Genomic DNA, 21,447 nt, shown 5'->3' with positions numbered 1-21,447 from the left:
GCCGGGCGTGCCTCACAGTGATCCCTTAACAGGAAACATCATGAAAAAAGTTCTATTTTTCCTTGCTGCCATGCTGATGATCCCCATGGTTCACGCCGCCCCCGAGTTCAAGGAAGGCGTCAACTACGATGTGGTCAAACAGACTGGCAGTGCCCAGCCGGAAGTGATGGAGTTTTTCTCCTACTACTGCCCGCACTGCGCTACCTTCGAACCGATCGTTGAACAGTTGAAGGCCGGGTTGCCAGAGGGTGTGCCCCTCAAGAAGAACCCGGTTGCCTTCCTCGGCCGCGAAATGGGCCCCGAGATGCAGCGTGCCTATGCCGTTGCCAGCCTGCTCAATGCCGAAGCCAAGCTGACTCCGGCCATCTTCACCAAGATCCACACCCAGCGTCAGCCGCCGATGAGCCGTGACGATGTGAAGAAGATCTTCGTGGACAACGGCGTACCGGCTGAAGAGTTCGACGGTGCCGTCGACAGCTTCGCCGTCTCCGGCATGGTCTCCCAGTTCGATCGCAACACCGAGAGCTACAACATTCGCGGTGTACCGGCTTTCCTGGTGAACGGCAAGTACATGGTGAAGATTGAATCCATCACCTCTCAAGAGCAGTTCAACAAGCTGGTGCAGTTCCTGCTGGCCAAGAAAGACTGATACCCCTTGAGTCGATAAAAAGCCCGCCGGTGCGAACCGGCGGGCTTTTTGTTTTCTGATTGTCGGGAAGATCAGACCCCGACGTGGAACGCCTGTTTGAGGTTGCGGATAAACTCTGCATCCCGGCAGAGGGTCTTGCCCGGGCTGTCGGAGATCTTGGCAACCGGGCCGCCATTGCACTCGATCAGCTTGAAGACGATGTTCATCGGGTTGACACCGGGCAGATCGCAGGTGAGCTTGGTGCCGATGCCGAAACTGGTGTTGATGCGGCCACGGAAGTGGCGGAACAGCTGCACCGCCTTGTCGAGGTTGAGCCCGTCGGAGAAGACCAGGGTCTTGTCGGTGGGGTCGATGCCGAGCCGCTGATAGTGGCTGATCGCCTTCTCGCCCCACACGACGGGATCGCCTGAGTCGTGGCGCAAGCCCTGATAGCTGCTGGCCAGCTCGAAGTCGAAGTCCCGCAGGAAGGCATCCATGGTGATGCAGTCGGTCAGTGCGATGCCGAGATGGTCGGTGAACTCGTCCAGCCAGCTGGTGAGGGCAGCGCGCTGGCTGTGCTCCAGCGGGAAGCCGAGCTGCTGGTGCGCCTGGAACCACTCATGGGCCTGGGTGCCGACCGCGGGCAGCTTGTACTTCTGGGCCAGCATGTAGTTGCTGGTGCCGCGAAACGCCGGCAGCCGCTCCTTGAGGCGACCCACTACAGCATCCTGTACCGCGTGAGAGAAGCGGCGGCGGGTGCCGAAGTCGATGAGGTTAAACTCGCTCATCTCGTCGCTGCTCAGCTCCTTCTCCAGCTTGTCGATCTTCTGATCGAGCCGCTCCAGCGCGTGGCTGACGCCGAACTGGGGGTAGCGGAAGCGGTTGCGCATCTCGCTGATGATGGCGAGCACCGGGATTTCCCACAGGATCACATCCTGCCAGGGGCCCTCGACCCGCACATTGATGCGGCCATCCTGCTCGAACACTTTGAGCAGCGAGGCGTCGAGTGGCTTGCGGCGCAGGTGGTCGAGGTAGTCAGGGGTGAAGAAGGGACGCTCGGCCAGAAAATCGAGCTCTGGCTTGGTCAGTCGCAGGGAACCGGCGAGGCGCAGTTGCTCCTCGATCTGCCCCATCATGGGCAGCAGATCCTCTTCATTGCGGCTGTGAAACTCGGCCACCACCTCGGCATCCGGATAGCGATGGAACACCGCCTGCTGCATATGCAGCTTGTAGGCGTCGGTGTCGAGCAGGCTGGTAAGAATCGGTGGCATATCAGGCTCCCCGCAGGCGAGCGAACGCCAGTTGCATAGTTAAATTGCAGGAGCCGCTATCGGATAGGCTGGTGAGGATTGCGGGCATATCAGGCGTCCAGCAGGCGTTGTACATCGATCAGGGTCTGGGCCAGTTCGGCCCCTGCCTCGATCATCTGGGTGTGGGCGCTGGCAACCGTCGCGGGGGCGATGCCACGGCAGGCATCGAGATGGACGATTACCCGGAAACCGGCGCGGCGCAGTTGCAGCACGCTGGTTTTGACACAGTAGTCGGTGGCGAGGCCGCCGACCAGTACGGTATCGACCTGGCGGGCTTGCAGGAATTCGATGAGTCCGGTGCTGCGCCGTTCGGCCAGGTCGTGGAAGCAGGTGCCGTAGGGATGGAGATCCGGTTCGACCCCCTTCCAGACGAAGAAGTCATAGTCGATGGGGGCGGGCAGGCCGTCGAGCAGCTCAAAGCCCTTGCTGCCCGGTACGCAGTGCACCGGCCAGGTGAGGTCTGCATTGGGCAGGTCCAGCGGCAGCAGCATGCCGGCGGGGTCAGAGACGGCCCAGTCGGCATTGGCGGGGTGAGAGTCTTTGCTGCCGATCCGCAGCGTGGCGAGGGTGGCCTGAGCGTTTAGCGCAGCCACAATATCATCACCGCCCGCGACGGGCAGTTCGTTCGGGCAGAGGGGGGTAAAGCCCTTCTGCGCATCAATATCCAGGCTGGCGACGGTTCCCATGATTGGCTCCTGCACATACTATTCGTGTGATATTATCTACCAAACATTAATGGAAGGCGAGCAGGGCGATCGGCATGCTGAGAATGAGTCTGGATATGGTGGTGCTGCGGTTGCATGAGGAGCGGCTCGAACTGCTGCTCGAGACCCGCGATCGCCCCCCCTTTGCCCACTGCTGGCAACTGCCTGCGCTGCGCATCGATGAGACCCGGGATCGGGATCTGGATGCCGCCCAGCGCCGTCTGCTGGCGGAGTGGGGGCTCGGTCACTGCTACAGCGAGCAGGTCTGCACCCTCGGCAATCTGGAGCGGGATCCCCGCGGCTGGTCCACGACCTTGGTCTATCTCTGTCTGGTTGATCCGGAAGTGGAAGCGATCCACGGTTGCTGGCATCCGCTCGCCAACCTGCCGGGGCTGAGCCTCGCCTTCGACCATGTCCAGCTCATCGCCAAGGGGCTGGAGCGGTTGCGGATCAAGAGCCGCTACAGCACCCTGCCACTGCAACTGCTGGGGCCCGAGTTCACCCTATCCGAGGTGCAGCGCGCCTTCGAAATCATCCTGCAGACTCCCATGAATACGGCGGCATTTCGCAAGCGGATCCATCGCGCCGACATTCTGGTGGATACCGGCCGCAAGCGCACCGGCAAACAGCGTCCTGCCATCCTCTACCGGCTGGAGAGCCCCTGCTGCGTGATGTTCGATCAGGTGATGCATGGAGCGGAAGCATGAGTGAGACCGGCGTGCACAAGGTGCTGGTGAGTGCCTGCCTGCTGGGTCAGCCGGTGCGTTACGACGGCCAGAGCAAGGGGATCGTCAGCGACTGGCTGAGTGCGCTGGGTGCCGAGGGGCGGGCGCTGGCCTTCTGCCCCGAAGTGGCGGGCGGTTTGCCGACCCCGCGCCCTCCTGCCGAGCGACAGGGCGAACGGGTAGTGACGGCAAGCGGAGTGGATGTGACAGCCGAGTTTGATTGCGGCGCCGAGCTGGCGCTGGAAATCTGTCAGACGCAGGGCATTCGCTTCGCCCTGCTGAAAGAGGGGAGCCCCTCATGTGGCAGCGGCCGTATCTATAACGGCCGCTTTGAAGGGGTTTCTGTGGCGGGCGAGGGCAAGACTACCGCCCTGCTACGCCGCCACGGTATTGCCGTTTTTTCCGAAGATCAGTTGGTCGAGTTGGCCTCGGCACTCTCTTTGGATTCCTCCCCGGATTTGGCGGCAACCGGCAGCGGCGCCTGACCGCTCTGCCACCCCTCCAGCACCTCGTCCTTCTCCTGCCAGCGCTGGTTTAGCCACTCCTGAAAACCGCGCTTGAACTGCTTGTCGTTGAAGTAATCTCCTATCAGCTGCTCATTCACCGGCAGCTCCTCAATCCGCACCTGAATGCGTTTTACCCGTCCCATCAGGAAGTCCTTGAACGGGGTCTCGGCGTTGTCCGGATAGCGGATGGTGACATTGATCAGGCTGTCGAACTGCTCGCCCATGGCCGCCAGTGTAAAGGCCAGTCCTGCCGCCTTGGGCGGCATCAGGTGACGATAGCGGGAGCGGGCCGCATCCCGTTTCTGCTCGGTGAAGCGGGTCCCTTCCACGAAGTTGATGACGGTAGTAGGGATGTGGCGAAACTTCTCGCAGGCGTTGCGGGTGGTCTCGATATCCTTGCCGCGCAGGTGCGGGTTCTTCAGCAAAAACTCCCGTGAGTAGCGACGCATAAAGGGCATATCGAGCCCCCAGCAGGCGAGCCCCAGCAGCGGGATGTAGATCAGCTCGTGCTTCATGAAGAACTTGGGCGCCGGCAGCCTATCGCGGAACAGGTGGCCGAGCACCACGATATCGGTCCAGCTCATATGGTTGCTGATGATGAGATACCAGCCATCCTTGCGCAGCTTGGTATTGTCCTCCACCTGCCAGTCAATACGGGTGGTGAGGCGGATCACCAGCGCATTGCAGGCAAGCCACAGTCTCATGAGGCGGTTGTTGAGGCGGCTGCAGGCGCGGCCAAAGGCCGGGATCGGCAGTACTAGTTTGGCCAGCGACACCAGCAGGATCAGGCTGGCGCACAAGGCGGTGAAAAGGATGGTCAGGCCCGCGCTGATGATCAGCACCAGCGGGCCGGGAAGCAGGGATAGCATGAATGTTTACTGCGCCTTGGTTGCCAGCAGTTGGCTCAGGGTCTGGTCCTTTTCGTGCCAGATCCCGTTCAACCACTGTTGAAACTCTTGTTGGAACTCGGGGTCATTGAAGTAATCCCCCACCAGCTTGCGGTCGATCGGCAAATAGCGGACCTGAACCTTGATTTGCCTGACCCGGCCACACATGAAGTCCCAGTAGCTGGGGATGCCGTCCGGATAGGCGATGGTGACATCCACCAGTTGATGCAACTGGTCACCCATGGCTGCCAGGGTAAAGGCGATGCCGCCTGCTTTCGGTTGGAGCAGGTGACGATAGGGCGAACCCTGCTTCTGATGTTTGCCCTTGGTGAAGCGGGTGCCTTCGACGAAGTTCATCACACTCACCGGAATGTGGCGGAACCTGGCACAGGCTTTACGGGTTGTTTCAATGTCTTTTCCCTTCAGATGGGGATGCTTTTCCAGAAATTTCCTGGAATATCGCCGCATGAAGGGGAAGTCGAGCGCCCACCATGCCAGACCGAGAAAAGGTACCCAAATCAGCTCTTTCTTGAGGAAAAACTTCAGGAAGGGGATTTTTTGGTTAAAAACCCGCTGCAGTACCAGTATGTCGACCCAGGATTGATGGTTGGCAATCACCATATACCACTCATTCCGGTGCCCTTTGTCCACTCCGACCACCTCGAAAGGGGTTTTGATGATGGTTTTCTGGATCAGATTGTTGAAACCGATCCAGCAGCTGGCACAGCCATCGAGCAGCCAGTTGCAGAGGGTGCGCCACCCCTTGAGGGGGAGCAGGAGCTTGAGCAGACCCAGCGAGAAGATGGGGACAAACCAGAAGAGGGTGTTGAAAAAATAGAGCAGGGTGGAGAGGCTGCCGCGCAGTCGCTCTGTCAGCTTGTTGGGCATGAGTCGGGTCCGTCTTGCTGTCGATAAAGGGCCATCAAGTGGTCAGATCTGTGGCCATAATATCAGCCGATTGCCCGTGAGACCATTCAGAGCCGTTATGGGGTCGGACTCACCCTTTCCCTTCTGTCAGCTGCTGCGCAGTCGCGACAGCAGCCGGTCCATGGCGCGATAACCGAGCGCCTCGATAAGATGCTCCTTGCCGATGGCGGGTTGCCCGGCCAGATCGGCGATGGTGCGTGACACCCGCAGGATGCGATGCCAGGCCCGGATGCTGAGCCCCAGCTTCTGGATGGCGTTCTCCAAAAATTCGGCATCTTGCGGTGATAGGCGGCAAATATCCTCTATCTCACGGCTATCCAGCAGGTTGTTGAGCTTGCCGTTGCGACTCAGCATGCGCTCCCGTGCCACCAGTACCCGATCGCGGATCTGCTGGCTCGACTCCCCCCGCTCCGCCTTGCCGGTCAGGCTCCCCTTGGGTAGCAGTGGCACTTCCACAGTCAGATCGAAGCGGTCGAGAAAGGGGCCGGAGAGCTTGCCGAGGTAGCGCAAGATCTGATCCGGGCTGGAGCGGGTCTGGCCGTCGCCATAGTGGCCACAGGGGCTGGGATTCATGGCGCCGACCAGCTGGAAGCGGGCGGGAAAATCCACCTGGCGGGCGGCCCGGCTGATGGTGATGTGGCCCGTCTCCAGCGGCTCACGCAGGGAGTCGAGCACCTTGCGCTCGAATTCGGGCAATTCATCCAGAAACAGCACCCCGTTGTGGGCCAGCGAAATTTCGCCGGGCCGCGGGTGGCTGCCACCGCCCACCAGCGCCACCGCTGAGGCACTGTGGTGGGGCGTGCGATAGGGTCTGTGGTGCCAGTGACCGGCGCGCGGGGTGAGGCCACCGATGGAGTGGATTGCGGCGGTCTGCTGCGCCTCCTGCTCGCTCAGCGGCGGCAAGATGCCGGGCAATCGGCTCGCCAGCATGCTCTTGCCGGTGCCGGGCGGGCCGATGAACAGCAGGTTGTGGCTGCCGGCGGCGGCGATCTCCAGCGCCCGCTTGGCCTGTGACTGGCCGATCACATCCTGCAGGTCCGGCACATCTGGCAGGCTCTCCGCGCTTTGGGGATCCGGCAGCGGCAGTTCGTACTGGCCTGCCAGCCAAGCTGTGACGGCCAGCAGCTGATGGGCGGTGCGCACCTCGGCATCCTGAATGAGAGAGGCTTCCGGGCCGTTCTCTCGCGGTACCAGCAGGGTGCGTCCCGCATCCCGGCAGGCGAGTACGGCAGGCAGTACCCCGAGTACGGGACGAATTTCGCCTGTCAGGGCCAACTCCCCTAAAAATTCGTGATCGAGCAGATATTTTGCCGGTATCTGCTTGGAAGCGGCGAGAATGCCGATAGCGATAGCCAGATCGAAGCGGCCTCCCTCCTTGGGCAGATCGGCGGGGGCCAGATTGACGGTGATGTGTTTGCTCGGGAACTCGAAATTGCCGTTGAGCAGGGCGCTGCGCACCCGATCCCGCGACTCCTTCACCGAGGTTTCCGGCAGGCCGACCATGTTGAAGGCGGGCAGGCCGTTGGAGAGGTGAACTTCCACTGTAACTTGCGGGGCCGCGATCCCGAGGCTGGCACGGCTATAAACCACAGCTAATGACATAAATCCCGTCCTTGAGTTGATATATGTTCTGACTAACTGCTTGTTGTTGGTTTTTTATTCCAGAGTTCCGGCTGAGGAATAGCCAAAATCAGTGGGTTGTCACAGAAAAAAGGCTTGCCCAATAAAAATCACCGTGCTAGTTCTAATAGCCATTCGCGGTAGAAACCGCCCCAATTTCACAGGATTTCCGGTTGTAACTATGAACATGGCCTCCCGTTTCGTCAGCATTATTGTGGTCCTAGTGGTGATTATTATCTCACCGCTCGGGGCTCGTTTAGCTGCACGGAACAAGGGATAGACCCACCACCGGACAGAACGAAACAAGCGACCCCCGAGCCTCACAGCTCGGGGGTTTTTTTTCGACCAAAGGACAGGATTTTCCACATGAACGGCGCGCAGTTTTTGGTACAGGCTCTCAAGAAACAGGGTGTGACCCAGGTGTTTGGTTACCCGGGCGGGGCCATCATGCCGGTCTACGATGCTCTGTATGACGGTGGTCTGGCCCATCAGCTCTGCCGCCACGAGCAGGGTGCCGCCATGGCCGCGGTCGGTTATGCTCGCGCCTCCGGTCAGGTGGGGGTCTGCATCGCTACTTCCGGCCCCGGCGCTACCAATCTGGTAACCGGTCTGGCGGAGGCGCTGCTCGATTCGGTGCCGCTGGTGGCCATCAGCGGTCAGGTGCCCTGTTCCGCCATCGGCACCGATGCGTTTCAGGAGGTCGACGTGCTCGGCATGTCCCTCTCCTGTACCAAGCACTCCTTCATGGTGACCGATGCCGCCGATCTGGGGCGGGTGTTGGCAGAGGCTTTCGCTATCGCCACCGAAGGTCGCCCCGGCCCTGTGCTGATCGATCTCCCCAAGGATGTGCAACTGGCCGCGGTGCCTGCCCAGAGCCCGCTGTTTGCAGTGGAAGAGCCGGAGGTGCTCAACCCCTCGGATCTGGCCGCGGCCCGCACCCTGCTGGCTGCCGCCGAGCGCCCGGTGCTCTACGTCGGTGGCGGAGTGGGCATGGCCAATGCCGAGCAGCAGTTGCGCGACTTTGCTGCCGCAACCGGCATGCCAGCGGTCACCACCCTCAAGGGGATTGGCGCGCTCGACCCCGACAGCGCCGTTTACCTCGGCATGCTCGGCATGCACGGTACCAAGGCGGCCAACTATGCGGTGCAGCAGTGCGATCTGCTGCTGGTGGTGGGTGCCCGTTTCGACGACAGGGTGACCGGCAAGCTGGAGGAGTTCGCCCCCGAAGCGAAGGTGATCCATCTCGATGTGGATGCCGCCGAGTTCGGCAAGCGCCGCGCCGCCGAGGTGGGGATCACCGCGGATCTCAAACAGGTGCTGCCGCGCCTCGCCATGACTCTCGACATCGCCCCCTGGCGTGAACACTGCGCCGCCATGGCCCGCGAATATGCATTTCGCTACGACCACCCGGGTCAGGCCATCTACGCCCCGGCCCTGCTCAAGCAGCTCTCTGCCCGGCTGCCGGAGAGCAGCGTGGTGGCCTGCGATGTGGGTCAGCATCAGATGTGGGTGGCCCAGCACATGCGTTTCACCAGCCCGCGCAACCACCTCTCCAGCGCCGGTCTCGGCACCATGGGTTTCGGCCTGCCTGCCGCCATCGGGGCCAAGATGTCGCGCCCGGAGGATGAAGTGGTACTGGTGAGCGGTGATGGCTCTTTCATGATGAACGTGCAGGAGCTCGGCACCATCCGCCGCGCTCAGCTCAAGGTGAAGATGGTGCTGCTGGATAACCAGCGCCTCGGCATGGTGCGCCAGTGGCAGGAGCTGTTCTTCGACGGCCGCTACAGCGAGACCATCCTCTCCGACAACCCCGACTTCGTCGCCCTGGCTGCTGCTTTCGGCATCCCCGGCGAGACCATCACATGCAAGGAGCAGATAGCCGGAGCCCTCGATCGCCTGCTGGCAAGCGAGAGTGCCTATCTGCTGCATGTGGCTATTTCAGAGGAAGAAAACGTCTGGCCCCTGGTTCCGCCGGGAGTCGCCAACCACCAGATGATGGAGCAACGCCCATGAACCCGCACACCCTTGCACAACCAGCATTTGCACAGCACACCCTGCATATCCACGCCCAGCCCAGACCGGAAGTGATGGAGCGGGTGCTGCGGGTGGTGCGTCACCGCGGCTTCAATCTCTGCGCCCTCACTATGGAAACGAGAGCGGAGCAGGATTGCCAACAGCTGCGGATCACGGTTACTGTCGAGTCGGTGCGTCCCATCCAGCAGTTGTGGAGCCAGCTGGTGAAGCTGGTGGACGTCTCCCGGGTCGATGCACTGGAACAGCAACCCCGGATCAGAGCTTAAGGAGCCAAGCCAATGTCACAGCCTTCCCAATCCGCCACTCACCCCCAATACATCTGGTTCAACGGCAAACTGGTGCCCTGGCAGGATGCCCAGGTGCACGTAATGAGCCACGCCCTGCACTACGGCTCCTCGGTGTTTGAGGGTGTGCGTGCCTACGATACCCCCAAAGGCACCTGTATCTTCCGTCTGCAGGAGCACACCCGCCGCCTGTTCGACTCCGCCAAGATCTACTGGATGGACGTCCCCTACAGCGAGTCCGACGTGAATGAAGCCTGCCGCACCGTGGTGCGCGAGAACGGCCTGAAGAGCGGCTACCTGCGCCCGCTGGCCTTTGTCGGCAACGTGGGGCTGGGGCTGCATCCGCCGCTGGATGCCAAGGCTGACCTGATGGTGGCCGCCCTGCCGTGGGGCGCCTATCTGGGGGAAGAGGGACTGAAAAACGGGGTGGATGTCTGTGTCACCTCGTGGAACCGGCTCGCTCCCAACACCATTCCCACCGGTGCCAAGGCGGGCGGCAACTATTTGTCATCCCAGCTGATCAGCCGTGAGGCCAAGCGCAACGGCTTCGCCGAGGGGCTAGCGCTGGATGTGAACGGCTACCTGAGCGAAGGGGCGGGGGAGAACCTGTTCCTGGTGAAGAATGGCGTGCTGTTCACCCCGCCCGCTACCGCCGCCATCCTGCCCGGCATCACCCGCGACACCATCATGACGCTGGCGCGCGACTTGGGTTATGAGGTCCGCGAGCAGGCGCTGCCCCGTGAGGCGCTCTATGTCGCAGACGAAATCTTCATGACCGGCACCGCCGCCGAGGTGACCCCGGTGCGCTCGGTGGATCGGATGCAGGTGGGCGCCGGTTGCCGTGGCCCGGTGACCGAGCAGCTGCAAAACGCCTTCTTCGGCCTGTTCAATGGCCAGACCGAGGACAAGTGGGGCTGGCTGACGCCCGTCAACGACTGATAAGAGAGGGGAGGCGCTGTGCCTCCCCGAGTCGCTTCCGGTGAGCGCTTCTCAGAGAAGCCTTCACCAGGATCGATTCCGATCCACTCGTATCATCACCGCATAACGCATCGAGCCCATATGGGCATTCAGGGAGTAGAGACATGCCGAAGTTGAGATCCGCCACCACCACCCACGGACGTAACATGGCCGGGGCCCGCGCCCTGTGGCGTGCCACCGGAATGACCGATCAGGATTTCGGCAAACCCATCATCGCCGTGGTCAACTCCTTCACCCAGTTCGTGCCGGGCCACGTCCACCTCAAGGATCTGGGCCAGCTGGTGGCCCGCGAGATCGAAGCCGCGGGTGGCGTTGCCAAGGAGTTCAACACCATCGCTGTGGATGACGGCATCGCCATGGGCCACGGCGGCATGCTCTACTCCCTGCCATCCCGGGAGCTGATCGCCGACTCGGTGGAGTACATGGTCAACGCCCACTGCGCTGATGCTATGGTCTGCATCTCCAACTGCGACAAGATCACCCCAGGGATGCTGATGGCGGCCCTGCGTATCAATATCCCGGTCATTTTTGTCTCCGGCGGCCCGATGGAAGCGGGCAAGACCAAGCTCTCCGACCAGATCATCAAGCTGGATCTGGTGGATGCCATGATCCAGGGCGCCGATCCCAAGGTCTCCGACGCCCAGAGCGAACAGGTGGAGCGCAGCGCCTGCCCCACCTGCGGCTCCTGCTCCGGCATGTTTACCGCCAACTCCATGAACTGTCTGACCGAGGCGCTTGGCCTCTCCCAGCCGGGTAACGGCTCGCTGCTGGCGACCCACGCCGATCGTGAGCAGCTGTTCAAGCTGGCGGGCCAGCGCATCGTGACGCTGGCCAAACGCTGGTATGAGCAGGATGACGAGACCGCTCTGCCGCGCAATATCGCCACCAAGGCGGCGTTCGAGAACGCCATGGCGCTCGATATCGCCATGGGCGGCTCCACCAATACCGTACTGCACCTGCTAGCGGCGGCGCAGGAGGCGGGTGTCGACTTCACCATGGCCGATATCGACCGCATGTCGCGCAAGGTGCCGCAACTGTGCAAGGTGGCGCCCTCTACCCAGAAGTACCATATGGAAGATGTGCACCGCGCCGGTGGTGTGGTAGCGATTCTGGGCCAGCTGGAAAAAGCGGGTCTGGTGCATGGGGATACCCGCACCGTGCTGGGTTGCTCCCTCGTCGAACAGCTCAATGAATATGACGTCAGCCGCCAGCCGAGTCAGGAGGTGGTGGACTTCTACCGCGCCGGCCCTGCCGGTATCCGCACCACCAAGGCGTTCAGTCAGGATTGTCGCTGGCCAGAGCTGGATCTGGACAGAGCCGAAGGCTGCATCCGCTCGCTGGACAACGCCTACAGTCAGGAGGGCGGTCTGGCGGTGCTCTCTGGCAACCTCGCTGTCAATGGCGCCATCGTCAAGACTGCCGGGGTGGATGAGGAGAACCTCACCTTCCGTGGCCCTGCCCGGGTGTTCGAGAGTCAGGAGAGCGCGGTGAACGGCATCCTCGACGGTACCGTGAAAGCGGGCGAGGTGGTGGTGATCCGCTACGAAGGGCCGAAAGGGGGCCCAGGCATGCAGGAGATGCTCTACCCCACCACCTATCTGAAATCCATGGGATTGGGCAAGGCGTGCGCCCTGATCACCGATGGCCGCTTCTCCGGCGGCACCTCGGGCCTCTCCATCGGCCACGTCTCGCCGGAAGCCGCTTCCGGCGGCACTATAGGTCTGGTGGAGGATGGCGACATCATCAGCATCAACATCCCGGCCCGCAGCATGGTGCTGGAGGTGGCCGACAGCGTGCTTGCTACCCGCCGCGTCGCCGTGGAAGCCCGTGGCTGGAAGCCGCTCGATCGTCAGCGTCAGGTCTCCTTTGCCCTGCGCGCCTATGCCATGTTCGCCACCAGCGCCGATAAAGGCGCGGTGCGCGATCGCTCAATGCTGGGGGAATAAATCATGGTCTCTGCGGCGGATTATCTACGCAAGGTGTTGCTCTCCCCCGTCTATGAGGCGGCGCGGGTCACCCCCTTGCAAACCCTGAAGAAACTCTCCGAGCGGCTCGGCAACCACGTCAGCCTGAAGCGGGAGGATCTGCAACCGGTCCACTCCTTCAAGCTGCGCGGTGCCTACCACAAGATCGCCACCCTGACCGAGGAGCAGAAAGCGCGCGGCGTCATCGCCGCCTCTGCTGGCAACCACGCGCAGGGGGTCGCCCTCTCGGCCGCCAAGCTCGGTATCAAGGCGATCATCGTGATGCCCAAGACCACGCCGGACATCAAGATCGACGCGGTGCGCCGGCAGGGAGGCAACGTCATGCTGTTTGGCAACAGCTTCGACGAGGCCTATGGCGAGAGCCGCCGCCTCTCCGAGCTGGAGGGTTACACCCTGATCCCGCCGTTTGACGACGTCGAGGTGATCGCCGGGCAGGGCACCATCGGCAAGGAGTTGCTGGAGCAGGATACCCACCTCACTCACGTCTTTGTGCCGGTGGGCGGCGGTGGGTTGGCCGCCGGGGTGGCGGTCTATATCAAGCAACTGCTGCCGGATGTGAAGGTGATCGGGGTGGAGGCGGAGGGGTCCGCCTGCCTCAAGGCGGCCATGGCGGCTGGCGAGCCGGTCAATCTGGAGCGGGTCTCGCTGTTTGCCGACGGGGTGGCGGTCAAGCGCATCGGCGAGGAGACCTTCCGCCTCTGCAACCAGTATCTGGACGAGGTAGTGACCGTCTCCAACGACCAGATCTGCGCCGCGCTCAAAGACATCTTCGACGACTGCCGTGCCATCGCCGAGCCGTCGGGGGCCCTGTCGCTGGCGGGCCTCAAGGCCTACAGCGAGCGGGAGCAAGTCAAAGGGGGGCGGATGGCGGCCATTCTCTCCGGCGCCAACGTCAACTTCCACAGCTTGCGCTACGTGTCGGAGCGCTGCGAGATTGGCGAGAAGCGCGAGGGCATGCTGGCGGTGACCATCCCCGAGCGCAAGGGGGCCTTCCTCGACTTCTGCCGTCAGCTCGGGCCGCGCATGGTGACCGAGTTCAACTATCGCTACGCCGATGCCGAGCAGGCGTCGCTGTTCGTCTCGGTGCGTCTCACCGGCGGTGATGAGGAGCTGGGTCAGATCATCGATCAGCTCGGTGGCAACGGCTACCCGGTGGTCAACATGACCGAGAGCGAGCTGGCCAAGAACCACGTGCGTTACATGATTGGCGGCCGCCCGGCCCGGCCCCTTGGTGAACGTCTCTACAGCTTCAAGTTTCCGGAGCAGCCTGGTGCCCTGATGCGCTTCCTCGAGACCTTAGGCTGTCGCTGGAACATCAGCCTGTTCCACTACCGCAACCATGGTGCCGACTACGGCCGGGTGCTCTGTGCCTTCGAGCTGCCGGACGAGGACGTAGCAGCCTTCCACGACTACCTGCGCGAGATTGGCTACGGCTGGAAAGAGGTGAGCGACGACCCCGCCTACCGGCTGTTCCTAGCCAGTTGAGCAAGGGGGCTGCAACAACTCATCAGGAGGGAGGCGTTATGCCTCCCTTTTCTATTGCTGCGTGTGGATAGGTCCACTCCGTACGACGCAACGTCATGGTTTAACTGGCAAAACAGTGTGAATAGGTACATAGGTGATTTTTACGCCGGATATTGCTGGCAAGCTCACACTCCTGATGGCTTGGTCATTTGAGGCTGCGTTCGGATGGGATACCCTGAATAGCGGAGAGGCCGCCTGACGGCTTCACACAGGGAAAGTGCGCACTCAGGCGCCCATAACGACTTATTGCAGAGGCGAAAATATGAATAAATCCATGCTTGCCGTATTGGTCAGTGGTTTGCTGGCGGCCGGTGCCGTGCAGGCCGCCGCTCAGGACAATACCTGGTATGTCGGTGGCAAGGCCGGTTGGTCCAATTACTATGGCGTTGACCACAATCAGTATGCCGAGTCGATTGCCCAGACGTTGGGTAATACCAGCGAGAACACGGATGATCTGGGTCTGGGCCTGTTCGCCGGTTACCAGCTCAACCCCAACCTGGGTTTCGAGCTGGGCTATGACTGGCTTGGCAAATACGACACCACTTCGGGCACTGGCACCAATACCCTCAATACCGAAGCCAAAGGCCAGATGATTCAGGCCACCATGAAGATCAGCTTCCCGGCAACGAATGTGCTCGATCTTTATGGCCGACTGGGCGGTGCTTATGCCTGGACGGATAGCGAGATCAGCTTCGCCAATACCAGCGAGACCGGCAAGAAGCATGGCGCCGCCTTCGTTGGTGCGCTGGGTGCCGAATATGCCATCGATCGTGACTGGGCCGCCCGTCTGGAGTACCAGTACACCACGCCGCTGGGAGATGCCTCTCTCGATCGCTCCGGTATCGAGATGGATAACGGCCTGATCTCGTTCGGGATGCTCTATCGCTTCGGTCAGCAAGGTGGCGAGGTCGTAGCACCGGCGCCCGCTCCGGCTGCCGAACCGGCCCCTGCGGTCGTGGTGGAGCCCAAGACCTTCAGCCTGAGTTCCGATGTGCTGTTCGAGTTCAACAAGGCGACCCTCAAACCGGCGGCCAATCAGGCGCTCGATGCCCTGTTCAGCCAGATTGTGGCGGCCAATCCGAAGGATGGCGTCGCGACAGTGGTGGGTTATACCGACCGCATCGGTTCCGACAACTACAACCTGACCCTTTCCGAGAAGCGGGCCCAGAGCGTGGCCAGCTATCTGGTATCCAAAGGCTTGTATGCCGACAAGGTGCGGGTCGAGGGGCGTGGCAAGGCCAATCCGGTTACTGGCAACAACTGCGCCAGCCGCTCCAAGCAGGAGCTGATCGCCTGTCTGGCACCGGATCGCCGGGTGGAAATCCATCTGGAAGGGGTCTCCCAGCCTGTCCAATAAGCAGAGCGACGGGAGCAATAAATGTAAAAACGGGAGGCTTGGCCTCCCGTTTCTTATGGGGTGTTTACGATGTCGCGCCTCAGAGCCCGAACAGCGGGCGCAGGCGGATGCCGATCAGGCTGCCAGCCAGGGCCATCAACATCCAGACCCAGCCGTGCAGGCTGCCAGAGGCGGTGCCATCGAAGAAGCCGCCGAGGTTGCAGGCGGCGTACATGGCGCCCATCCCCATCAACAGGCCGCCGATGATGGAGGCCAGACTGTTGCCGATCCGCATCGGGGCGAAGTTGCCGCCCCCGCTGATGCAGCGCGCCAGCATTGCCCCCAGAATGCCGAGCCAGAACATGCCGACCATGGGATTGATGAAGAGTGGCTGGGCCAGCTTGGGGTTGCCCTCGAACAGGCCGAACAGAGAGGCGCCGCGCAGCGCCATGTCATAGACGGCGCCGGTGATGGTCCAGGCCGAGCCGTGCAGAGCGACCACGGACGAGTTGAGCAGAGCTATGATGATGCCGCCGGTCAGCACGGTAAAGCGGCCATCGCGCCAGAACAGATTGCCGCCGCTGAAGAGGGGCTTGAGCTCGCCGGTACGCTTGAGTTCGCTGTTGCGAAACAGCAGGAACAGCGCAGCGACCAGCGCCAGGTTGAGCAGCATGCCGCTCCAGATATTGCCGGTCAAATCCTTGGCCAGCACCACATGGCTGGAGAAGGTAGCCTCCAGTTCGGGGCGGAACTGGTTGCTGATAAGGGTGCCGATGCCGTAGCAGATCAGCACCAGCCAGAAGCGGGGTTGTCCCTCGCCGCAGCAGTAAAGAGTGCCGGTGGCACAGACGCCTGCCAGCTGCATGCCGATGCCGAACAGGAAGGCACCGACGATGAAGGGAATGCCGATAGCCATCACGTTACCCACCATGGCATCGCCAAACAGGGCGTGGCTAAAAGAGAGGAAGGTGGTGAACAGCAGAATCTCGATGGCGATGGTGAGCAGGTGAACCCGTACGTAGTAGCTGTTGCGTTTGGTCAGCATCTCGCGCCAACCGAATACGATGCCGAAGCGACTGAAGGAGAGGGTGAAGCCGAAGCCGAATCCGATCAGGGCCATCAGAGCCCATTTCATACCAAAGGTGTTGCCAAGCCAGAGTAACGCTCCCCCCGCGATTACCACGATGGGGAGCGACCATTTTCGAGTCATGTCAGTTGATCCTTGCAGTTGGTTTTCAGAGGGGCGGATCCTATTCCCTCATGGAGTCTAATGCTACCCATTTAACCAGTGCAGAGAAAAAGGGGGCGCTGACTCCCGTCAGCGCCGGGGATCAATGGCGGGTGGTGTCGAGATGGAAGTGGTGAGTCTGTCTGGTCAGGATGCGGGCGTGCTGGGCGACCATGGTCGCCTCTTCGGCGGCCTGACTGGCGCTCTGGTTGGCCTCTGCCGCCAACCGCGACATCTCCCCGACCTGATGGTGGATCCCCTGCACCAGTCGGGTCTCATCGCTCATCAACTGATCGACCTGAGCGATGCGCTGGTTGATCTCCTCGCAGCTCTGCGCGATCCGGGCGACGCTCTGGCGCGCTGTCATTGTGTGAGTGACCGCTTGTTCGACCCGTGCCAGTTCGGTATCCATCTCGTTGGCGGCGCGCAGGCTGACATCCTGGATCTTGCCGATGATGGTGTTGATCTCGGTGGTGGCGCTGCCGGTGCGGGTCGCCAGCGAGCGTACTTCATCCGCCACCACGGCAAAACCTCGTCCCTGTTCACCTGCCCGCGCCGCTTCAATGGCCGCGTTCAGCGCCAGCAGATTGGTCTGCTCCGCAATATCGTGAATGGCGCCCGCCAGCCCGGCAATCTGCTGCGAGAGGCCAGCCAGATCCGAAATGGTATGGGAGACCTGCTTCACTCCCGTGACTTGCTCCCCGATCACCTGTTCCACGGTGTGGATGGCGATCGTCGCCTCTTGTGCCCGCTCTGCTGACTGCAGGGTTTGCTCCCCTACCTGATGCAGCTGGCTACCCGCCTGTTCAATGGAGTGGGTGAGCTGCTCGATGGCCTGTTCGATATGGTGGGCCGCCCCGACCTGCGCCTGACTGTCATCGGTGTGCCGTTGTGCCATGGTGGTCAGGCTGGTGGCGCGATCATCCAGCGTACTGGCGCTGCGTTGCAGGGACTCCACCAGGGTTGCCAGTTGGTCACGCATGGCCCCGATCTGGCGGATCAGCTCGCCGATGGCATCAAGGCCCGGCTCCGGCATGGGGCGGTTCAACTCCCCTTCGGCGATGGCGGCGGTGGCCTTGCCAGCGGCCAGCAGTCGCTGTTGGGTGGGGCGTCCCAGCCAGAATATGAGTCCGACCCCCAGCAGAGCGGCGCACAACAGCAGGCCGTAGCAGAGTCGGGTGGTGTTGGCGAGATGGGCCATCTGCTCGGCGGCATACTCGTTGCCGCGGATGACGGTGGCGTCCACCCCTAGCCGGTGGGCGTTATAGAGGGTGTGCAGGCGCGCCGCAATCGCGCCCGCCTGCGCCAGATCCCCCGCCTTGATGGCGGGGACAAACTTGTCGTTGAGCAACTGCCAGAACAGTTCCCCCTGCATTTTTTGCTCCCCCAGCAGCAGCTCCCTGAGGGGCTCGTTCAGGTTGCTCTCTTGCCAGAAGCGGTTACGGCCCTCGAACTCTTGCTGAAGCCGGGTGAGTGTTTGCAGCAGGTGCTCCCGCTCCTCCGGTTTGGCATGGAGCAGGGTGTAGACCTGCAACTGGGATTCGATGAGGTAGAGAGGCGGCGGCAGAATATCGGCTACCACATCCTTCCCCTGTCCCATCTGATCGGCTGCGCTCCGGACCGAATAAAGCCCGAAAAAGCTGATGGAGATCAGCGTGATAATGACCATGATCCCCAGAACCTGACCAAAAAGCAGGGATCTGTCGTGAATGTGCTTGAGCATGTTGCCTCCATTCGGCTCCGTTCATGGATAGCATAGCTCTCTGGCGGGATAGTGAGACTCGGGTGTGTTCTGTTGATGGTCAGTCGGCTTCTGGAGAAGGGGAAGTCGCAGTCTGAAAACCGCCGGTGGCACGAAAAAGAACCCCGGCTGATGAGCCGGGGTCGCTGGTGGTGAGGCTGTGTCAGGTCCGGCTTGGCGCGGCTTTGCCGCTGCGCAGCCCATCCAGACTGAACAGCACCAGCGCGCTCCAGATGCAGGCAAAGGTGAGCAGTTTGTCCATCGCCAGCGCTTCCCCATAGAGGGTGACTGCGAGGATAAACATCAGGCTGGGGCCTATGTACTGGAAGAAGCCCAGGGTGGAGAGCTTGAGCCGGGTCGCGGCGGCGGTGAAGCAGAGCAGGGGGGCCGTAGTGACGGCGCCTGCGGCGATCAGCAGCAGGTTGAGGTGCCAGTCGTTCTGGGTGAGATGGCTGGTGGGGCTGTCGGCAAAGCCCCACAGATAGATGGCCGCTGGCGGCAGCATGATCATGGTTTCGATCAGCAGACCGGTGAGGGCATCGAGGGCCAGTTTTTTGCGCACCAGTCCATAGATAGCGAAACTCGACGCCAGCACCAGCGCAATCCAGGGCAAGGAGCCAAAGGCGATAAGCTGGATGGCCACGCCGGCAAAGGCCAGCGCCACCGCCCACCACTGCAGGCGGCGCAGCTTCTCGCTCAGAAACACCATTCCCAACAGTACGTTGAACAGCGGGTTGATGTAGTAGCCGAGGCTGGCATCCAGCATATGGCCGTTGTTGATGGCCCAGATGAACAGCAGCCAGTTGCCGCCGACGGTAACCGAGGTAAACGCCAGGGTGAGCAACACTTTTGGCTGGCGCAGCACCGCCTGCACCTTGTGCCACTGGTGTCCTGCCAGGGTGAGTACCATCAGCAGCACGCAGGACCAGATCATCCGGTGGGTCAGGATCTCGGCGGCCGGGACGGCAGAGATGGTCTTGAAATAGATGGGGGCTATGCCCCAAAGGGTATAGGCGCACAGGGCGTAGATGACGCCCTGACGCTGGATCTGTTGCGGCATGCGGATGACCTTTACTGAAGCGTTGGATGCGGGAAAACATCGCAAAAAATCAGTGTAGCGATCCTTTTGCGGGGAAAGAAGCGAATAAACGAAGTTTGAGGGATAGGAGGAGGGTGGCTGGCAGGTCAGCCTTTACCACGGCGGATCTTGTCGACATCCATCAACAGCCACAACATCAGGGCAATGGCGGAGATCCAGGGGCCCCAGGTCACGTAGGCCTCGCCGTGCCCCAGCACGAAGAACAGCAGGGGCAAACCGATCACCAGAAAAAGTACGCTTCCCAGAAAAAATAGCATTTTTGTCTTTATATTTAACATGTTGGCTTTTTTATCATTATAAGGATTGAGCCCGGTGATGGAAGGCCAAAAATACAAAAGGGGGATTTCTCCCCCTTTTTGATCCGATAGTGCTGCTTTGTCGTGTTATTCCAGCTGAATCCAGGTGCTTTTCAGCTCGGTGTACTTCTCCAGCGCATGAAGTGACTTGTCGCGACCGTTACCGGACTGTTTGAAGCCGCCAAATGGCATGGTCATGTCACCGCCGTCCCAGTTGTTGACGAACACGGTACCGGCGCGCAGGGCGCGGGAACCTTTCACCGCCTTGTTGAGATCAGCCGTCCAGATCGCCGCCGCCAGCCCATAGTCGGTGTCGTTGCCCAGCGCAATGGCTTCTTCCAGCGTATCGAAGCCGGTCACCGCCAGCACAGGGCCGAAGATCTCCTCGCGGAAGATGCGCATCTGCGGGGTCACGTCGTCAAAGATGGTGGGTTCGATATAGAAGCCGCCACTCTCCATATTGGTGCGGTTGCCCCCCAGCAGCAGTTTGGCCCCCTCCTGCTTGCCAATCTCGATATAGCGCAGCACCTGCTCCATCTGGATGTGATCCACCATGGCGCCGATGCGGGTCGCAGGGTCGAGCGGGTTGGCCGAGATCCACTCGCGGGCATGGGCCAGCAGTCGCTCCATAAATTGCGGTTTGATGCTGTTTTGTACCAGCAGGCGGGAGGCGGCGGTGCACACCTCGCCCTGGTTGTAGAAGATGGCGCCAGCGGCGCTCTTGGCCGCAGCGTCCAGATCCGGTGCGTCGGCCAGTATGATATTGGGGCTCTTGCCGCCGCACTCCATAAAGGCGCGCTTGAGGTTGGACTTGCCGGAGCACTCCACCAGATGTTTACCGATCTTGGTGGAGCCGGTGAAGGTGATGCAATCCACATCCATGTGCATGGCCAGCGCCTCGCCCACGGTGTGGCCAAAGCCCGGCAGCACGTTGAACACGCCGTCCGGAATACCCGCCTCCTTAGCCAGACCTGCGATACGCAGGGCGGTCAGGGGGGATTTCTCGGAAGGCTTGAGAATGACCGAGTTGCCGGTAGCGAGCGCCGGGCCCAGCTTCCAGCAGGCCATCACCAGCGGGAAGTTCCATGGAACGATGGCGGCAACCACCCCGAGCGCTTCGCGGGTCACCAGCGCCAGTGCTGACTCCTCCACCGGGGCGACCTGATCGTAAATCTTGTCGATGGCTTCGGCATTCCAGGCGATGCAGTTGGCGGCGGCGGGGGCGTCATAGCCCATGGCATCGCCGATGGGTTTGCCCATATCCAGCGACTCCAGCAGCGCCAGCTCCAGTTTGTTGAGACGCATCAGTTCGGCGAAGCGCTGCATGATCTGCTTGCGCTGTTTCGGTGGCAGGCCGCTCCAGCGTTTATCATCGAATGCGGCACGAGCGGCCTTAACCGCCAACTCGGCATCGGCTGCATCGCAGGCCGCCACCTTGGTCAGCAGCTTGCCGTTGGCCGGGTTGATGCAATCGAAGGTGGCGCCATTGACGGCATCCCGATAGCTGCCGTTGATAAAGGCTTGCGAGGGCAGGGTCAGATGGGCGGCCTTGTGTTGCCACTGGGCCAGGGTCAGGTCACTCATGTTCACTCCTTGAACCGGCAAAAGTCAGTTTCCGCGTATCAATATGCTAAA

19 protein-coding genes are annotated in these 21,447 nt (G+C 61.5%); 9 read left to right on the top strand and 10 right to left on the bottom strand.

The features are described 5' to 3' along the window. The first annotated feature begins 40 nt into the window (after positions 1-40). Positions 41-649 (top strand): thiol:disulfide interchange protein DsbA/DsbL, encoded by a 609-nt coding sequence (locus LRL22_RS13260; protein ID WP_005339604.1) that lies wholly within the window; start codon positions 41-43, stop codon positions 647-649. A gap of 71 nt (positions 650-720) precedes the next feature. Here the strand turns inward: LRL22_RS13260 and pncB are convergent, their stop codons facing one another. Together pncB and LRL22_RS13250 are read right to left on the bottom strand one after the other, a co-directional pair. Continuing rightward, complete coding sequence (pncB, locus tag LRL22_RS13255; protein WP_270905551.1) at positions 721-1,899, bottom strand: nicotinate phosphoribosyltransferase; 1,179 nt, start codon at positions 1,897-1,899, stop codon at positions 721-723. An 89-nt stretch (positions 1,900-1,988) separates the two neighbouring features. After that, a complete protein-coding gene (locus LRL22_RS13250; protein WP_005356142.1) occupies positions 1,989-2,624 on the bottom strand; it encodes a nicotinamidase in 636 nt (211 codons plus the stop codon). Positions 2,625-2,698: 74 nt separating this feature from the next. On the opposite strand from LRL22_RS13250, the gene LRL22_RS13245 reads away from it, so the two are divergent. Both LRL22_RS13245 and LRL22_RS13240 read left to right on the top strand, forming a co-directional pair. Further along, a complete protein-coding gene (locus LRL22_RS13245) occupies positions 2,699-3,349 on the top strand; it encodes an NUDIX hydrolase (RefSeq protein ID WP_005339607.1) in 651 nt (216 codons plus the stop codon). Beyond that, complete coding sequence (locus tag LRL22_RS13240) at positions 3,346-3,852, top strand: DUF523 domain-containing protein (protein WP_042079758.1); 507 nt, start codon at positions 3,346-3,348, stop codon at positions 3,850-3,852. The genes LRL22_RS13245 and LRL22_RS13240 overlap by 4 nt, the downstream gene beginning before the upstream one ends. Here the strand turns inward: LRL22_RS13240 and LRL22_RS13235 are convergent. The 3 genes from LRL22_RS13235 to LRL22_RS13225 form a co-directional block, all read right to left on the bottom strand. Continuing rightward, complete coding sequence (locus LRL22_RS13235; RefSeq protein ID WP_270905550.1) at positions 3,777-4,742, bottom strand: acyltransferase; 966 nt, start codon at positions 4,740-4,742, stop codon at positions 3,777-3,779. The two genes, LRL22_RS13240 and LRL22_RS13235, sit on opposite strands and share 76 nt — an antisense overlap. Positions 4,743-4,748: 6 nt before the next feature. Further along, positions 4,749-5,648 carry an acyltransferase gene (locus LRL22_RS13230; protein ID WP_270905549.1) on the bottom strand — a complete coding sequence of 300 codons (900 nt, stop codon included), beginning with the start codon at positions 5,646-5,648 and terminating at the stop codon, positions 4,749-4,751. A 126-nt stretch (positions 5,649-5,774) separates the two neighbouring features. Then, positions 5,775-7,289 (bottom strand): YifB family Mg chelatase-like AAA ATPase, encoded by a 1,515-nt coding sequence (locus tag LRL22_RS13225; protein ID WP_245132244.1) that lies wholly within the window; start codon positions 7,287-7,289, stop codon positions 5,775-5,777. 384 nt (positions 7,290-7,673) lie between these two features. On the opposite strand from LRL22_RS13225, the gene ilvG reads away from it, so the two are divergent. The 6 genes from ilvG (at position 7,674) to ompA (ending at position 15,469) form a co-directional block, all read left to right on the top strand. Next, positions 7,674-9,320, top strand: coding sequence for an acetolactate synthase 2 catalytic subunit (gene ilvG / locus LRL22_RS13220; protein ID WP_179902783.1), 1,647 nt, complete (start codon positions 7,674-7,676; stop codon positions 9,318-9,320). Then, entirely contained in the window at positions 9,317-9,607 is a 291-nt protein-coding gene (gene ilvM, locus LRL22_RS13215; RefSeq protein WP_042079763.1) for an acetolactate synthase 2 small subunit, read from the top strand. The genes ilvG and ilvM overlap by 4 nt, the downstream gene beginning before the upstream one ends. Before the next feature lie 12 nt (positions 9,608-9,619). Next, a complete protein-coding gene (locus LRL22_RS13210; protein WP_236397756.1) occupies positions 9,620-10,564 on the top strand; it encodes a branched-chain amino acid transaminase in 945 nt (314 codons plus the stop codon). Between the two features lie 143 nt (positions 10,565-10,707). Continuing rightward, positions 10,708-12,549 carry a dihydroxy-acid dehydratase gene (ilvD, locus tag LRL22_RS13205; protein WP_270905548.1) on the top strand — a complete coding sequence of 614 codons (1,842 nt, stop codon included), beginning with the start codon at positions 10,708-10,710 and terminating at the stop codon, positions 12,547-12,549. 3 nt (positions 12,550-12,552) lie between these two features. Next, on the top strand, positions 12,553-14,073 hold the full coding sequence (gene ilvA, locus LRL22_RS13200) for a threonine ammonia-lyase, biosynthetic (protein WP_043823214.1): 1,521 nt from the start codon (positions 12,553-12,555) through the stop codon (positions 14,071-14,073). Positions 14,074-14,374: 301 nt separating this feature from the next. Further along, complete coding sequence (gene ompA, locus LRL22_RS13195) at positions 14,375-15,469, top strand: porin OmpA (RefSeq protein WP_270905547.1); 1,095 nt, start codon at positions 14,375-14,377, stop codon at positions 15,467-15,469. Between the two features lie 79 nt (positions 15,470-15,548). On the opposite strand, the gene LRL22_RS13190 is transcribed toward ompA, so the two are convergent. The 5 genes from LRL22_RS13190 to LRL22_RS13170 form a co-directional block, all read right to left on the bottom strand. After that, a complete protein-coding gene (locus LRL22_RS13190) occupies positions 15,549-16,658 on the bottom strand; it encodes a YeeE/YedE thiosulfate transporter family protein (protein ID WP_219296685.1) in 1,110 nt (369 codons plus the stop codon). 121 nt (positions 16,659-16,779) lie between these two features. Further along, positions 16,780-18,399, bottom strand: a complete 1,620-nt coding sequence (locus LRL22_RS13185) for a methyl-accepting chemotaxis protein (RefSeq protein ID WP_270905546.1) — start codon at positions 18,397-18,399, stop codon at positions 16,780-16,782. Positions 18,400-18,580: 181 nt separating this feature from the next. Next, complete coding sequence (gene rarD, locus LRL22_RS13180; protein ID WP_270905545.1) at positions 18,581-19,477, bottom strand: EamA family transporter RarD; 897 nt, start codon at positions 19,475-19,477, stop codon at positions 18,581-18,583. 125 nt (positions 19,478-19,602) lie between these two features. Next, on the bottom strand, positions 19,603-19,773 hold the full coding sequence (locus tag LRL22_RS13175) for a hypothetical protein (protein WP_005341999.1): 171 nt from the start codon (positions 19,771-19,773) through the stop codon (positions 19,603-19,605). Between the two features lie 126 nt (positions 19,774-19,899). Then, entirely contained in the window at positions 19,900-21,396 is a 1,497-nt protein-coding gene (locus tag LRL22_RS13170; protein WP_270905544.1) for an aldehyde dehydrogenase, read from the bottom strand. Positions 21,397-21,447 lie beyond the last annotated feature (51 nt).

Origin of the sequence: Aeromonas sp. PI_26, assembly GCF_027854445.1 — a bacterium.
In the GTDB taxonomy this organism is placed as follows: Bacteria; Pseudomonadota; Gammaproteobacteria; order Enterobacterales; family Aeromonadaceae; genus Aeromonas; species Aeromonas veronii.
This window is presented reverse-complemented; position numbering and strand designations above follow the sequence as displayed.